General features: G+C 65.3%; 11 protein-coding genes. 3 read left to right on the plus strand and 8 right to left on the minus strand.

What is annotated here, in order from left to right; translation table 11 throughout:
- Positions 1–44: 44 nt before the first annotated feature.
- From JVX91_RS11995 to JVX91_RS12020, 6 genes are all read right to left on the minus strand, one after another.
- Positions 45–617 carry a hypothetical protein gene (locus tag JVX91_RS11995; protein ID WP_205339423.1) on the minus strand — a complete coding sequence of 191 codons (573 nt, stop codon included), beginning with the start codon at positions 615–617 and terminating at the stop codon, positions 45–47.
- A gap of 86 nt (positions 618–703) precedes the next feature.
- Positions 704–1,450 carry a transporter substrate-binding domain-containing protein gene (locus JVX91_RS12000; RefSeq protein ID WP_205339424.1) on the minus strand — a complete coding sequence of 249 codons (747 nt, stop codon included), beginning with the start codon at positions 1,448–1,450 and terminating at the stop codon, positions 704–706.
- A 1-nt stretch (position 1,451) separates the two neighbouring features.
- On the minus strand, positions 1,452–2,126 hold the full coding sequence (locus JVX91_RS12005) for a lysoplasmalogenase (protein ID WP_205339425.1): 675 nt from the start codon (positions 2,124–2,126) through the stop codon (positions 1,452–1,454).
- 108 nt (positions 2,127–2,234) lie between these two features.
- Positions 2,235–2,630, minus strand: coding sequence for a protease inhibitor I42 family protein (locus JVX91_RS12010; protein ID WP_205339426.1), 396 nt, complete (start codon positions 2,628–2,630; stop codon positions 2,235–2,237).
- A gap of 534 nt (positions 2,631–3,164) precedes the next feature.
- On the minus strand, positions 3,165–5,564 hold the full coding sequence (gene lon, locus JVX91_RS12015) for an endopeptidase La (protein ID WP_205339427.1): 2,400 nt from the start codon (positions 5,562–5,564) through the stop codon (positions 3,165–3,167).
- A gap of 119 nt (positions 5,565–5,683) precedes the next feature.
- Positions 5,684–6,490, minus strand: coding sequence for a helix-turn-helix transcriptional regulator (locus JVX91_RS12020; protein ID WP_205339428.1), 807 nt, complete (start codon positions 6,488–6,490; stop codon positions 5,684–5,686).
- An 84-nt stretch (positions 6,491–6,574) separates the two neighbouring features.
- Here JVX91_RS12020 and JVX91_RS12025 point away from each other — a divergent pair, with 84 nt between their 5' ends.
- Positions 6,575–7,438 carry an ATP-binding protein gene (locus JVX91_RS12025; RefSeq protein WP_205339429.1) on the plus strand — a complete coding sequence of 288 codons (864 nt, stop codon included), beginning with the start codon at positions 6,575–6,577 and terminating at the stop codon, positions 7,436–7,438.
- 4 nt (positions 7,439–7,442) lie between these two features.
- On the opposite strand, the gene JVX91_RS12030 is transcribed toward JVX91_RS12025, so the two are convergent.
- Complete coding sequence (locus tag JVX91_RS12030; protein ID WP_205339430.1) at positions 7,443–9,491, minus strand: TonB-dependent receptor; 2,049 nt, start codon at positions 9,489–9,491, stop codon at positions 7,443–7,445.
- Positions 9,492–9,742: 251 nt separating this feature from the next.
- Between JVX91_RS12030 and JVX91_RS12035 the strand changes: the two genes are divergently transcribed.
- Together JVX91_RS12035 and putP are read left to right on the plus strand one after the other, a co-directional pair.
- Positions 9,743–10,492, plus strand: coding sequence for an AraC family transcriptional regulator (locus tag JVX91_RS12035; protein WP_205339431.1), 750 nt, complete (start codon positions 9,743–9,745; stop codon positions 10,490–10,492).
- A 781-nt stretch (positions 10,493–11,273) separates the two neighbouring features.
- The gene (gene putP / locus JVX91_RS12040) at positions 11,274–12,791 is read left to right on the plus strand and encodes a sodium/proline symporter PutP (protein ID WP_205339432.1); all 1,518 of its coding nucleotides are present in this window, start codon (positions 11,274–11,276) and stop codon (positions 12,789–12,791) included.
- Between the two features lie 309 nt (positions 12,792–13,100).
- Here the strand turns inward: putP and JVX91_RS12045 are convergent, their stop codons facing one another.
- Positions 13,101–14,297 (minus strand): sugar transporter, encoded by a 1,197-nt coding sequence (locus JVX91_RS12045; protein WP_205339433.1) that lies wholly within the window; start codon positions 14,295–14,297, stop codon positions 13,101–13,103.
- Positions 14,298–14,429 lie beyond the last annotated feature (132 nt).

The following is a 14,429-nucleotide window of genomic DNA, read 5'->3' on the forward strand; positions in this document are numbered from 1 at the left end:
TGTAGCCGAGGCGCCCAGTGCGCCCAAGCTTCAGCCGATAAGGGTCACTTGAGCTGGTCGGAGAAGTACTCGCCAGCGCCTTGCAGTGGGCCGAGCGGATTTTTCTTGTCTTCCATGCGGCGGATGTTTGGCTCGCCGTTGCTGGTCTTGTGCACCACGACGTCGTCGATCAGCACGAACACTGGGCGGAACGACCAGCCCTGCACCTCGCGGCGCTTGCGGAAGTTGAAGATGTCGGCCCAGAAACTGCCGACGCGCTGGCTGTCGGTCTTGCTGAAATCGAAGGCGTAGCCGACGCAGCGGTCCTTGGCCTGCAGGCAGGTCACCAGGCCGTCAGGCAGGTAATCGATGGGGATGTTGGGCTGGACGAAGAGCAGGCGGACGTCGATGAACGAGAGCATCTTCGCGTTGCCCTGTGACAGCGGATCGAAGCCCAGCGCGTAAAGCTGGGACTTGGTGGTTCTGCCGGGATCGACCTGGTTGTAACGGCTCTGTGCATCCTGGTAGTCCAGGAATGGTGACTGCACTTCCGCGCGTTCGCTGGGCAACAAGCTGCCACAGGCCGAGAGCGTCAGGCAGGCTCCCAGCAACAACATCGAGCGAACTACTGCACGCATGGAGCTCCCCTTTTCGCAGTCTCTTATGATTGATCTATAGCCGATGGCAGAAGGCTCTGCAGGACTTTTCTTGTACTGTTGCGGGGCTAATCGACAGCGATGCCGTATCCCTGCATCAGCGGTCGCCATTGGTCGTTGCGACGCAGTTCGCGCAGGCCTTCGTCGAGGTCGGCGAGACGCTCCTGCACGCCATCCAGGCGAGGGTTCAGCGCGACGTACATGGGACGTTTATCGGCCAGTTCGCCGGCTGCTTGAATACGCCCGGACAAGCCTTCGCGGTGCAGATAGTGCTCGACGATCTGGCTGTCCTCAAGCAGTACCGTGATACGCCCCAGCAGCAGTTTCTGGATGTTCCGCTCCAGCACCTTCTCGCCGCTGAGGATCTGCACCTGCTCGTGGTTCGCCAGGTGCCCGTCGCGCCAGCTGTCCAGTTCCGTGCCATAGGAATAGCCCTGGGCAAGTCCGATGGATTGGCTGTTCAGCGAGGCGGGGCCGTTCCAGGTCCAGGGATTGTCGGCGCGGACGTAGAAACGCATGGTCACCCAGCCGATGGGTTCGCGGCCGATCAGCAGCTCATTGGACTCTTCGCTGTAGGCGCCGATCACGCCATCCACCAGGCCTTCACGGGCCATCTGCAGGGCGCGCGGCCAGGGCAGCGGTTCGAACAGGGGCTTCTGCGGCAATACCTGGGCGAGGGCTTCGAGGAGGAATCCGGGCTTTTGCGGATCGTCCGGGCAGAGGTAGGGACACCAGTCGTCGCCGGCCAGGCGCAGGGGTTCGGCGCTGGCCAGCGCCGAACAGAGGAGCAGGGCCGGTGAAGCGAGTCGCAGCATGTCAGGCTCGGGAGTTTGGTTGTCCCGAAGAGTATGGCAGATCGATATGACGACTCGTCACCGAGGCGGCGATGCCGAACTGGCCGAGCCAGTAGGTGAGCATGATCGCGTAGGAGGATCCGTCGAAGGCGGCGACGAATCGGTTCACGCCGATCATCGCGTCGGAGCTGACGAACAGCAGTGCGCCCAGTGCCGCGAGTACGCGACTGGCATTGGTGATCGAGGGCACGCCCAGCCGGGCGATGGCGCGCCAGAGCATGGCGCTGATCGTCAGGCTGTACAGCGCGATGGGCAGCAGTAACGGACCGAGGCCCCGGCTGTGGAGCAAGGCGAACAGGCTGCCGCCGATGACGCCGGCGAACAGCAGGCCCGCTGGCGCGACGCGGCGAGTATCGCCCAGATACGCGACCAGGTAGGCGAGATGGGCAAGCAGGAACGCCGCGAGGCCCGGCACGAAGGCGTTAATCGGCCATTCCAGGAGAATGTCCCCCAGCATCGACAGCACCAGGCCGATGGCGACCCAGCGGCGGTAGCCGTCGGCGGGCGTGGTGAGCACCCAGAGCAGCAAGGCGAGGACTGGCAACGGCTTGCACAGCATGCGCAAGGCGGGCAGGTCGAAGGTGATGGCAAGCAGGTAAGCGGCACCGCCGATCAGTGCCAAGAGCGCCCAGCGCATGGGGTTCCCTCCCGTGGAAACGAGCGCTCACTGTGCCGCAGCGCGGCGCCTGGCCCACAGGCCGAAGGCGTCAGCGCGAGCGGCTTATGGCGCCGGTCCGCGCGGCAGTCACTTCACTGCGATGGGGCAGACGAAGGTCTGTGCGGGAGCGACTTCCGCTTCCCAGGGCCGGCGGTAGGCCAGTTCCAGCTTGTCCTCGCCTGCGCCACTCACGCGGAAGCGCCAGGTGGACTCGCCGGCGCTGCCGACCAGGCCTGCGTCTTCGGGGTTGCTATAGACCTCCGGGCCGAGGGCGCGCAGCAGGCCGTTGGCGGCGTTGCGCATTTCCCAGCGGAAGCCGGTGGTGGGGTTGCTCGGCAGGATCAGCACCAGTTCCTGGCCTTCGTGCAGCTTCAGGGGCTTGCAGTCGCTGGCGTCTTCCAGGGTGACCACAGGTTTGGTCTGCCCGGCACAGCCGGCGAGCAGGGCCAGGGAGAGGGGCAGCAATGAGCGGTACGACGGCATGACGGCTCCTGGGAGGGGACAGGTTTGGCCGCAGGATAACGCAATCGGGGTTTCAAGCGGACTGTGTTCGCCTTGTGGGGATGTGTTTCAGCGTCGCCTCGGTGTGCGCTGCAAGATTGTGTTTCGCCCCCTCGGGCGAGTCCCTTTTGGCAAACGCCCCAAAAGGAACCAAAAGGTCTTGCCCCTCCATCCGGTTTTTCGCTTGGGGCGAAAAATACCCTCGTTGAAGCGAAGTTTCAGGGGCACGCCACGACGGGCCATCCCTGGCCCATCGTGGCTCTCGCGACATCCATGTCGCTCAACCCCTGAAACTCCGCTTCAACGAGGCCTCCTGAAAGGGGCAGTTCGGAGTGTGTGGTGGTTTCTCTGGAAGTCCACTGAAGCCAAAGCCAAAGTGCAGGGCATGCTTTCGTGTAGGAGCGAGCTTGCTCACGAACCTGGGTGCGCTGCGGAGTTGGATCGCGAGCAAGTCGCTCCCACAGGTTGAATCCGCTGCAAGAGGAGACATGCCCGCGATCAGCCGGGCGCAGCCAGTCAGCCCGGGAACAGCACCTTCGCCACATCCCCATAGCGCTTGGCGAAATGCACTGTCAGGCCTTCCTTGAGGTACTCCGGCAGCTCCTCGAAATCCCCGCGGTTGGGTTCCGGCAGGATCAGCTCGAAGATCTTCTGCCGGCGCGCCGCGATGACTTTCTCGCGAACGCCGCCAATGGGCAGCACCTGCCCGGTGAGGGTCAGCTCGCCGGTCATGGCCACGCCCTTCTTCGGCGCCTGGTTACGCGCCAGGGACAGCAAGGCGCTGGCCATGGTGACGCCGGCGCTCGGGCCATCCTTGGGCGTGGCGCCTTCCGGGACGTGCACGTGGATGAAGGCCTGGTCGAAGAAGGTCGGATCACCGCCAAACTTCTTGAGGTTCGAGCTGATGTAGCTGTAAGCGATCTCCGCAGACTCTTTCATCACATCGCCCAGTTGCCCGGTGAGCTTGAAGCCACGGTTCAACGTGTGGATGCGCGTCGCTTCGATGGGCAGGGTCGCCCCGCCCATGCTGGTCCAGGCCAGGCCGGTGATCACGCCGACGCCAGAGAGGACCTGCTCGGTGCGGAACACCGGCATGCCCAGGTATTCCTCCAGGTCCTTGACGCCGATCTTCACCGTCGATTCCGGGGCCTCCAGCAGCTTCATCACCGATTTGCGCACCAGCTTGCCCAGCACTTTCTCCAGCTGGCGCACGCCGGCTTCGCGGGCGTAGCCCTCGATTACCGCGCGCAGGGCGGCGTCGTTGATCGAGACGCGGTGCTTCGGCACGCCGGCCTTTTCCAGCTGCTTGGGCCAGAGGTGGCGCTTGGCGATGGCCAGCTTCTCCTCGGCGATGTAGCCGGACAGGCGGATGACTTCCATGCGGTCGAGCAGCGGGCCGGGGATGGAGTCCAGGGTGTTGGCGGTGCAGACGAACAGCACCTTGGACAGGTCCAGGCGCAGGTCCAGGTAGTGGTCGAGGAATTCGACGTTCTGCTCCGGATCGAGCGTCTCCAGCAGTGCCGAGGCGGGGTCGCCCTGGTAGCTGCTGCCGAGCTTGTCGATCTCGTCGAGCATGATCACCGGGTTCATCACCTCCACCTCTTTCAGCGCCTGCACCAGCTTGCCGGGCAGGGCGCCGATGTAGGTGCGGCGGTGGCCCTTGATCTCGGCTTCGTCTCGCATGCCGCCAACGCTGAAACGGTAGAACGGCCGCCCCAGGCTCTCGGCGATGGATTTGCCGATGCTGGTCTTGCCCACGCCGGGCGGGCCCACCAGCAGCACGATGGAGCCGGCGATCTCGCCTTTGAAGGTACCCACCGCGAGGAATTCGAGGATGCGGTCCTTCACGTCTTCCAGGCCGGAATGGTGCCGGTCGAGCACCTTGCGCGCGTGCTTGAGGTCGAGCTTGTCGACGCCCATCAGGCCCCACGGCACGGAGGTCGCCCAGTCGAGGTAGTTGCGCGTGACGGCGTATTCCGGAGAGCCGGTCTCCAGGATCGACAGCTTGTTCAGCTCTTCGTCGATACGCTTCTTCGCCTGGTCGGGCAGGGTCTTGCCTTCGAGGCGTGCGCGGAACTCGTCGGAGTCGGCGCTCTTGTCGTCCTTGGTGATGCCCAGTTCCTGCTGGATGATCTTCAGCTGTTCCTGCAGGAAGAACTCACGCTGGCGCTCGCCGATCTTGCGGTTGACCTCGGCGGACAGCTCTTTCTGCAGGCGCGCGACTTCCACTTCCTTGCGCAGCAGCGGCAGCACCTTCTCCATGCGCTTGAGGATCGGCACGGTGTCCAGCACGCCTTGCAGTTCGGCGCCCGGCGCGGTGGTGAGGGCGGCGGCGAAGTCAGTCAGCGGCGATGGGTCGTTGGGATTGAAGCGATTCAGGTAATTCTTCAGCTCTTCGCTGTACAGCGGGTTGAGCGGCAGCAGTTCCTTGATCGCGTTGATCAGGGCCATGCCGTAGGCCTTCACCTCGTCGCTGGGGTCGCTGGGCGTGTGCGGGTACTCCACTTCCACGAGGAAGGGCGGGCGGTGGCGCTTGATCCAGCCACGCACGCGTACCCGAGACAGGCCCTGGGCGACGAATTGCAGCTTGCCGCCCTCGCGGCTGGCGTGATGCACGCGCACCAGCGTGCCGTGCTCGGGCAGGCTGTCCGGGTCGAAATGACGGGGGTCTTCCGGCGGGTTCTCCATGAAGAACAGCGCCAGGTTGTGATGGTCGGTCTTGGCGACCAGCTCAAGGGTCTCCGCCCACGGCTCCTCGTTGACGATCACCGGCAGCACTTGCGCGGGGAAGAACGGGCGGTTGTGGATCGGGATGACGTACACCGTGGTCGGCAGGTTCTGCCCGGGCAACACCAGTCCGGTGCTGCTGACCTCTTCGGCGCTGGGAATATCGTGAATCTCGTCGTGGTCGCTCATGAGGCACCTGACTGATTGAACATGACAGTCTAGATGGGGAAGCCTGCGCGAGGTTTCAATCCCATCGTTTCAGAGGATGTGTCAGTAGCATGTTGCGGCCGATTGTTAATCAACGGAGCTTACGAGCGGATTAGCGAGCGCTGGCGTAGGAAGTCGCTGGGCGGGCGGCCGAATTGGCGACTGAACATGGCGCTGAAAGCGCTGGGCGTGCTGTAGCCCACTTCCAGCGCCACGTTGAGAACAGTCTCACCCAGCGCCAGACGCTCCAGCGCTGCGAGCAGCCGTGCCTGTTGGCGCCATTGGCCGAAGGTCAGCCCGGTTTCGCGGAAGAACCAGCGCTGCACCGTCTTGCTGTCCACGTTCAGTTTCGCTGCCCATTCGGCCAGGCCGGCGTTGTCCCCAGGCTGGCGCTGGAGGGCCTGGCAAAGCTCGCGCAGGCGCGGATGCGCAGGCAAAGGCAGGTGCAGCGGCATCACCGGTTCTTCGCGCAGTTCGTCGAGCAGCAGGCCGAGGACGCGCCCGTCGCGGGAGTCCGGGGACACCTCTCCGCTGATCGACAGTGCCGCCAGGATCAGCTCGCGCAGCAACGGCGAGACCGCCAGCACGCAGCAGTCCAGCGGCAGGTGCGGGGCGCTGTCCGGCTCCACATAAAGCGTGCGTACCTGCACATCGCCGACCATGCGCGTCCAGTGCTCCACGCCGGCGGGAATCCACAGGCCTCGGTTGTCCGGTACCACCCACTGGCCGCTGGCGCTGCCCACCACCAGCACGCCGCGCACGGCATAGAGCAGCTGTGCGCGGTGGTGGCTGTGCGCCGGAACTTGATGGCCATCAGGAAAATCCAGGGCGACGGCCGCCACCGGGCTGGCGGCCCGTTCGTCGCCGTGGTTTTCCACTGTTTGAGGTGGAATGTCCTTTTTGCGCATCTGAATGCCTATTTGTCGTTAGACGGCCACTTTCCTCCATCGCTAGGCTGCTGAACAGTCCCCATCTGCTTCGATGATCCCGCCATGACCGACATGTCCGTAATCGCCGAGCAACTGGCGCGTATCGCCCGGTTGCTCGAACAATCCTTGCCGACGCGCGCCGAGCTGGCGCTGGAGGAAGGCGCCATCGCCCACCTCTGGGAATACCGCCAGGGCCAGCCGCGCCTGACTCCTGTCGTCGAGCCCGCGCTGATCGCCTTTGACGACCTGCGCAATGTCGACCGGCAGAAAGCGCTGATCGAACAGAACACCCGCCAGTTCGTCTCCGGCCGTCCGGCCAATAACGTGCTGCTCACCGGCGCGCGCGGCACGGGCAAGAGTTCGCTGGTCAAGGCCTGCCTGCACGCCTTCCACGCCGAGGGACTGCGCCTGATCGAGGTGGACAAGGAACACCTGGCCGACCTGCCGCAGATCATCGACCTGCTGCGCCATCGCCAGGAGCGCTTCGTCCTGTTCTGCGACGACCTGTCCTTCGAGGATGGCGAGACCGGCTACAAGGGCCTGAAGACCGTGCTCGACGGCTCGGTGGCTGGGCAGTCCGGCAATGTGCTGATCTACGCGACCTCCAACCGCCGCCACCTGCTCGCCGAGCGCGCCGAGGACAACCTGTCCTTCCAGCGCAGCGAGAGTGGCGAGCTGCATCCGGGCGAAGCGGTGGAGGAGAAGATCTCGCTGTCCGAGCGTTTCGGCCTGTGGATATCTTTCTATGCCTTCAGCCAGGAACAGTATCTGGAGGCGGTCGCGCGCTGGCTGGAATATCACGGCTTGGGCGCCGTAGCGCAGGCGGAGTGGGAACAGGCGGCGATCCGCTGGGCGACCCATCGCGGGTCGCGATCCGGACGGATCGCCGCACAGTTCGCCCGGGATTACGCCGGGCGTCGACCTTAGCCCGTCAGAAGGCGACCTTCACCCCCGCCTGGATGCCGCGCCCGCCGGCCGGCACGCTGTCGCGCAGGATGGAGCTGGCGTAGCGCACGGTCTGGTTGGTCAGGTTCTCGCCCTTGACGAAGGCCAGCCAGCGGCTGTCGCCCAGGTCGAAGCGGTAGCCGAGGCTGGCGCCGAGGGTGGTGTAGCCGTCGGTGCGCAACTCGTTCTCCGGCACGCGGCTCTGGTCGGCGGCGTATTCGACGTCGACCCGTGCCTGCCACTGCTGCAGTTCCCAGAGCAGCGCGCTGTTCAGGCGCAGCGGGGCGATGCGCGGCAGCGCTTCGCCGGTGTCCTTGTTCTTCGCGCGGGTGTAGTCGCCGGATAGTTCCAGGTCGAAGCGGCCGTAGGGGCTGTCCAGCAGGTGGATGCGATCCTGCGCCTCGACGCCGTAGAAGTCTGCTTTCACGCCGCTGTAGAGGTATTCCGGCAGCGCCTCATCGTCGCCGGCATCTACTACCGCACCGTCCTCGTCACGATAGCGCCCGCTGGCCAGCAGGCCGATGTAGTTGGAGAAGCGGCTGTAGAACACGCCGACGCTGCCCTTGTGCCGGCCGCTATCGAAGCGCAGGGCGAGGTCGGTGGAAACGGCTTTTTCTTTGCTCGCGTCGGCGTCGCCCACTTCATAGGTGCCGGTCGCTGCGTGAGCGCCGTTGGCGTAGAGCTCGTAGAAGGTCGGCGCGCGCTCGGTGTAGGCGAGGGTGGCGGCCAGCGACCAGATCGGCGTCAGCTTGTACACCGCACCACTGGACAGGCTGCCGGCGGTGAAGTTGCGTGAGCCGTCGTTCTCGGCGAAGCGCTCGTTGCCCTTGGCGTTGGGTTCGATGCGCGTGTGCTCGGCGCGGCCGCCCAGGTTCAGCGCCAGGCGTTCAGTGGCCTGCCAGTTTTCCAGGAAGAACAGCGCCGCGCTGTCGGTCTCGGTGTGCGGTACGAAGGCTTCTTCGCCCAGTGCGGAGAAGCGGCTGTTGCCGATTTGCGCGCCGACGATACCTTCCACCGGGCCGATCGGTTTGTGCCGGGCCTCGATGCGGGCCTCGTAGCCGTCGTTCTTGAAGGTGGTGCCAGTCTCGCCGTCCTCGATTTCCTTGTGCTGGTACTCGGTGTAGGCCGCGTCCAGCTTCACCGAGCTGAAGGGGCCGTCTAGGTCGCGGATTTCCGAGGCGAAGGCATAGCGATCCTGCTGCATCTTCAGGCGTACGTCGTCTTCGGCGGGCGAGCCATAGTTGCTGTCGTAGCCGCTGTAGGACAGGCCCGCATAGCCGTGATCCCAGTGGTAGCTGCCACCGATGGCGCCGCTGTCCTGGCGGCCGTCGCTGTTGTTCACGCGGTGCTTGGAGTCGTCGCCGTCGGTTTGGCGCTGGCGCGCGGAGTGGGCGTAGCCGGGGATGCGCAGGTCGTTGAACTCGCGGGAGCCCGCGTCCAGGTGCAGGGCGAAGTTGCCGTCGCCGGCCTCCAGCGCGCCGGCGGCGCTGCGAGTGGTGTCCGAGCCGCCGTAGCGCAGCTCGCCCTGGCCGTGGATGCCGTCCACCGGTTCGCTGGGGATGCGGTTGTCGAAACTGTTGACCACGCCGCCGATGGCATTGCCGCCGTAGAGCAGGGCGGCCGGGCCGCGCACCACTTCGATTCGCTCGACCACGTTCGGGTCTTCCGGCACGGCGTGGTCGTAGGACAGCGACGAGGCATCCAGCGCGCCCACGCCGTTGCGCAGGATGCGGATGCGGTCGCCATCCATGCCGCGGATCACCGGGCGGCTGGCGCCGGGGCCGAACCAGGTGGAAGACACGCCCGGTGTGCCATTGAGGGTTTCACCCAGGCTGCCTTTCTGCCGCAGGGTCAGCTCGTCGCCCTGCAGCACGCTGCTGGGCGCGGCAGGGGAGGCGTCGCCCAGCGGGTTGGCGGTAATTACCTGGGGTCCCAGTTCGGTGGGGGCGGCATCGGCCAGCGAGGGCGCACCGGCACACAAGGCAAGGCCCAGCGGTGCGAAACGCCAGCGCGGGCGGGGAAGGGATGGGGGCATGACGAACTCCTGGTTTTTCTTCTGGCAAAGCGAACCCCTCCCTCTCGTGGTCAGGGATGCGCCAGGCGGCGGGAAGGGGAAAATGGGAAAGTGTTATTTGTTATAACATAACATATCCATCGGTTAGCAAGACTTTCCTGCTTAGATGATTTCGTGCGGAGCCTGGTGGCGAGTTGCGCCGGGTTGCACCTGCTGGCTGGGCAGGTCGCTGGAATTTTCGTACCATGCTCAAAATTTGATCAGATCGCGCCATGTTCGATACCCGCCTCGCCACGCTGTCCGACCAGACCGACCAGCATGCCCATGACCATCACCAGTTGGTGATGTCCCTGAGCGGCCGAGCGGAATTCGAAATTGGCGGCGCTGGTGGCGAGGTCTGTCGCATGCGCGCCTGCCTGGTGCCGGGGGATGTGGGGCACGAGTTCGCCGGGCTGGGCGACAATCGGATGCTGATCGTCGATCTGAACGAGGCGGGTACCAGCGAGCAGGATCGCGAACTACTGGCGAGGCTGTTCGAGGTGCCGCGCTACCCGACCCTGGATGCGGACTTCCAGAACCTGCTCAGCTACGCCGGAGCGGAGATCGCCCGCTACGGCGATGACCCGCTGCTCGCCCGTGCGCTGGGCGGTGTGCTGCTGCGGGCACTGCACCTGCGGTTGTTCGGCGAGGACCGCGCGCCGCGCAACGGGCCGCTGGACCTGGAGCGGCTGGACGATTACATCGCCGATCACCTTTCCCGGCGCATCACCGTGGCAGAGTTGGCGCAAGTTGCTTGCCTGAGTCCCAGTCACTTCCACGCGCAGTTCAAGGATCGTGTCGGCCTCACGCCGCACCAGTACCTGTTGCGCCAGCGCCTGGACCGCGCCGCGCGGATGCTGCGGGAAACCGACCTGCCACTGGTGGGCGTGGCCGGCGAGTGTGGTTTTTCCAGCCAGAGCGCCCTGACCACCGCGATGCGCCGTTACCTGGGGTTGACGCCGGGCAGCCTGCGCCGCAGCTGAATCCGCTAGCGTGCGCGCCCTTGATTGCTGATCGAATGGTCAGATAGCGACTTTTGGGTGTCGGAGTCTTTTGCAAGAACTCCAGAGCTTTCAGCAAGAATTACGCAGGGTGCAACCCATAGAGTCCGCCCACCGCGTTGCTGGTGTTCCAAGGTGCAACCCGGTCAGACCAAGAACAACAGCCAGCTCGATACGCGGGAGGGGCGACATGCCCATCACCGGTTCTGTCTTTGCCTGCGCGCCTGCACCTGGCCGCACATACGCCTCCACGGCACGGCTAGCCGCCGTCGTCCGCTCCCCTGCGCCGTCACCGGTCGGACCGGTGCAACCGCTTCGCTCGCATTCTGTACAATCCGCGCCCTCGCGCGCCGGCCACTCCCTGCCGCATCTCTCTGCGTGCGTGAGCACAATTTCGAACGACTCCGCTGGAAACCGCTGCCGCCGCCTCTCGCGCGGCATCCCGGTGTGCTAGCAGGGTGTGGGCGCCACTGTAGGCGTCTGAAGGATCACGGGCACAGCCCGGGAAATGCCCCGCGATTCGCTAACCGGCGAGAGCGGGGCGAAGGTCACCGTGGTGAGACGGTGGCCGCAGGAAAACGCCAGCAAGGACGACGGCGTGCCTGCGTCGGGATGCGTAGCGGTTCGGTGCCAGTTGGCATCACGCGCAACCCGGTTTGCTGTGAGCAAGCGCTAACCGGTCGGCGTCAACCACGCCGGCTGCCAGTCAAGGGTCCGCGATACCCCGCGAACCTGGATAAAAACAAGCTGTAGGGGAGTCCCCATGAGCGTCAACACGCCAACACTGATCACCTTCGTGATCTACATCGCGGCCATGGTTCTGATCGGCTTGGCCGCCTATCGTTCGACCAACAACTTCTCCGACTACATCCTCGGTGGCCGCAGCCTCGGCAGCTTCGTCACCGCACTGTCGGCTGGTGCTTCGGATATGAGCGGCTGGCTGCTGATGGGCCTGCCGGGCGCCATCTACCTGTCGGGCATCTCGGAAAGCTGGATCGCCATCGGCCTGATCTGCGGCGCCTACCTGAACTGGCTGTTCGTCGCCGGCCGCCTGCGCGTGCACACCGAGCACAACGGCAATGCGCTGACCCTGCCGGACTACTTCAGCACCCGCTTCGAGGACAACAGCCGCATCCTGCGGGTGATCTCCGCGCTGGTGATCCTGGTGTTCTTCACCATCTACTGCGCCTCCGGCATCGTCGCCGGCGCCCGCCTGTTCGAAAGCACCTTCGGCATGTCCTACGAGACCGCGCTGTGGGCCGGTGCTGCCGCGACCATCGCCTACACCTTCGTTGGTGGTTTCCTGGCGGTGAGCTGGACCGACACCGTGCAGGCCTCGCTGATGATCTTCGCGCTGATCCTCACTCCGGTGATCGTGCTGTTCGCCACCGGTGGCGTGGAGCCGACCTTCGCCGCCATCGAGCTGAAGGACGCCGCCAACTTCGACATGTTCAAGGGCGCTTCCTTCGTCGGCGTGCTGTCGCTGATGGCCTGGGGCCTGGGCTACTTCGGCCAGCCGCACATCCTGGCGCGCTTCATGGCCGCTGACTCGGTGAAATCGATCCCGGCTGCCCGCCGCATCTCCATGACCTGGATGATCCTCTGCCTGGGCGGCGCCGTGGCCGTCGGCTTCTTCGGTATCGCCTACTTCCAGGCGCACCCGGAGCAGGCCGGCGCCGTGGGCGAGAACCACGAGCGCATCTTCATCGAACTGGCGAAGATCCTGTTCAACCCGTGGATCGCCGGCGTGCTGCTGTCCGCCATTCTCGCGGCAGTGATGAGCACCCTGAGCTGCCAACTGCTGGTGTGCTCCTCGGCGCTGACCGAAGACTTCTACAAGGCCTTCCTGCGCAAGAACGCTACCCAGCTGGAACTGGTGTGGGTCGGCCGCGCCATGGTGCTGCTGGTGGCGCTGGTGTCCATCGCCCTGGCCGCCAACCCGGAAAACCGCGTCCTGGGCCTGGTGTCCTACGCCTGGGCCGGCTTCGGCGCCGCCTTCGGCCCGCTGGTGCTGTTCTCCGTGCTGTGGAAGGGCATGACCCGCAACGGCGCGCTGGCCGGCATCATCGTCGGTGCGGTCACCGTGATCGTCTGGAAGCAGTTCGGCTGGCTCGGCCTGTACGAGATCATTCCGGGCTTCATCCTCTCCAGCGTTTCCATCGTGGTGTTCAGCCTGATCGGCTCGGCACCGTCGAAGGCGATGATCCAGCGCTTCGAGGAAGCCGAGGCGGAATACGCCGAGGCCACTCAGCCGGCAGGCACTCCGGTGACCAGCCGCTGATCCTGAGCTGAATGAAAAAGGCCGCGCTCCCGGAAGGGGCGCGGCCTTTTTTGTGGCTTTTTGTAGGAGCTACTGCCTTCTCGTGAGAGACCGTGCCTGTTCTCTCCCTCACCCCAACCCTCTCCCGCAGGGAGAGGGGGCAGTTCGTGCCGGCTGACGCCGAAGATTCATCCTGCACCGAACGGTCCCCTCCCCCGCTTGCGGGAGAGGGTTAGGGTGAGGGGCTTTTGCGCTTGCAGTTGGATGCGCTCCGGTACGACGCGGACCTTTTGCGAACGGAGTCCGCCTGTGAATGCCGGCGCTGGCCGATTAATTCGACGCGTGCCCGCCACTCATCGCCGCTGCATACCGCCAGCAGGCGAACAGGCACAGCGCCAGGCCGACCACCGCCAGCGCGCCGCCGACATAGCCGATCCACTCCAGCCCCATGCCCACCGCCACGCGGCTGCCCAGCAGCGCGCCGCCGCCGATGCCGACGTTGTACAGGCCGGAGAACATCGCCATGGCCACGTCGGTAGCGTCATGGGCCAGTTGCAGCACCTTGGCCTGCAGCGCCAGGCCGAAGCAGAGGATCGCCGCGCCCCAGAACAGGCTCAGGCCCAGCAGCGCCGTGGGCGAATGGGACAGCGGCATCAGCAGCAGGAGCGAGCCTCCAAGCACGGCAATCGCGATGCACGGGAAGGCGCGTGGGAAGCGCTCGCTGTAGCGGCTGAAGAGGATCGAGCCGAACATTCCCGCGCCGCCGAACAGCAGCAGGAGCAGCGTGGTCTTCTGGCTGTCCAGCGCGGCGATCTCCCGCGCGAACGGCTCGATGTAGCTATAGGCGGTGAATTGCGCGGTGATCACCAGCACGGTGAGCACATACATCGACACCAGCGCCGGACGGCGCAGCAACAATGGCAGGCTGCGCAGCGAACCGGAGTTCTGGCTGGGCAGCAGCGGCAGCGCGCGGGCCAGCCAGAGCACGACGACTACCGAGACGCCGGCAATCGCCAGGAAGGTGGTGCGCCAGCCCATCGCTTCACCCAGCACGCGGCCCAGCGGAATACCCAGCACCATCGCCAGGATGGTCCCGGTCGCCAGCAGGCCGAGGGCTTTCGCCTGCTGGCCCGGCGGCGCCACGCGCACCGCGAGCGAGGCGGTGATCGACCAGAACACCGCGTGGGCGAAGGCGATGCCGAAGCGGCTGATCATCAGCACCGTGAAGTTCCAGGCAAAGCCCGAGAGCACGTGGCTGACGATGAACAGGCAGAAGATCACCACCAGCAGGCGGCGGCGCTCCATGTTGCGGGTGAGCTGCATCAGCGGCAGCGAGGCCAGCGACACGACCCAGGCGTAGAGCGTGAGCATCAGCCCGGTCTGTTCCGGACGCATGTCGAAACTGCGGCCGATGTCGCTGAGCAGGCCCACCGGGACGAACTCGGTGGTGTTGAAGATGAAGGCGGCGATGGCCAGGGCGATGACGTTCAGCCAACTGCCGGTACGGGTGTCTTGCGCGGTTGTCATGGGAATCCTGAGGTGAGAGGGGGCTCAGGCCGTGCCTTGGGATCACGCGCGGCGTGTCCGGGCAAAGAAGAATTGTTGTTGCGGCGGTGACTAATTCTACCCACGCATCCCGGCCCGCGCACGGCAAAGGGT

Source organism: Pseudomonas sp. PDNC002 (assembly GCF_016919445.1).
Taxonomy (GTDB): domain Bacteria; phylum Pseudomonadota; class Gammaproteobacteria; order Pseudomonadales; family Pseudomonadaceae; genus Pseudomonas.

Excerpts from the sequence above, each read along its gene's own strand:
- JVX91_RS12010 (WP_205339426.1), bottom strand. The coding sequence starts at position 2,630 with ATGCCGTCGTACCGCTCATTGCTGCCCCTCTCCCTGGCCCTGCTCGCC.
- JVX91_RS12000 (WP_205339424.1), bottom strand. The coding sequence starts at position 1,450 with ATGCTGCGACTCGCTTCACCGGCCCTGCTCCTCTGTTCGGCGCTGGCC.
- putP (WP_205339432.1), top strand. The coding sequence starts at position 11,274 with ATGAGCGTCAACACGCCAACACTGATCACCTTCGTGATCTACATCGCG.
- lon (WP_205339427.1), bottom strand. The coding sequence starts at position 5,564 with ATGAGCGACCACGACGAGATTCACGATATTCCCAGCGCCGAAGAGGTC.
- JVX91_RS11995 (WP_205339423.1), bottom strand. The coding sequence starts at position 617 with ATGCGTGCAGTAGTTCGCTCGATGTTGTTGCTGGGAGCCTGCCTGACG.
- JVX91_RS12025 (WP_205339429.1), top strand. The coding sequence starts at position 6,575 with ATGACCGACATGTCCGTAATCGCCGAGCAACTGGCGCGTATCGCCCGG.
- JVX91_RS12005 (WP_205339425.1), bottom strand. The coding sequence starts at position 2,126 with ATGCGCTGGGCGCTCTTGGCACTGATCGGCGGTGCCGCTTACCTGCTT.
- JVX91_RS12045 (WP_205339433.1), bottom strand. The coding sequence starts at position 14,297 with ATGACAACCGCGCAAGACACCCGTACCGGCAGTTGGCTGAACGTCATC.
- JVX91_RS12030 (WP_205339430.1), bottom strand. The coding sequence starts at position 9,491 with ATGCCCCCATCCCTTCCCCGCCCGCGCTGGCGTTTCGCACCGCTGGGC.
- JVX91_RS12035 (WP_205339431.1), top strand. The coding sequence starts at position 9,743 with ATGTTCGATACCCGCCTCGCCACGCTGTCCGACCAGACCGACCAGCAT.
- JVX91_RS12020 (WP_205339428.1), bottom strand. The coding sequence starts at position 6,490 with ATGCGCAAAAAGGACATTCCACCTCAAACAGTGGAAAACCACGGCGAC.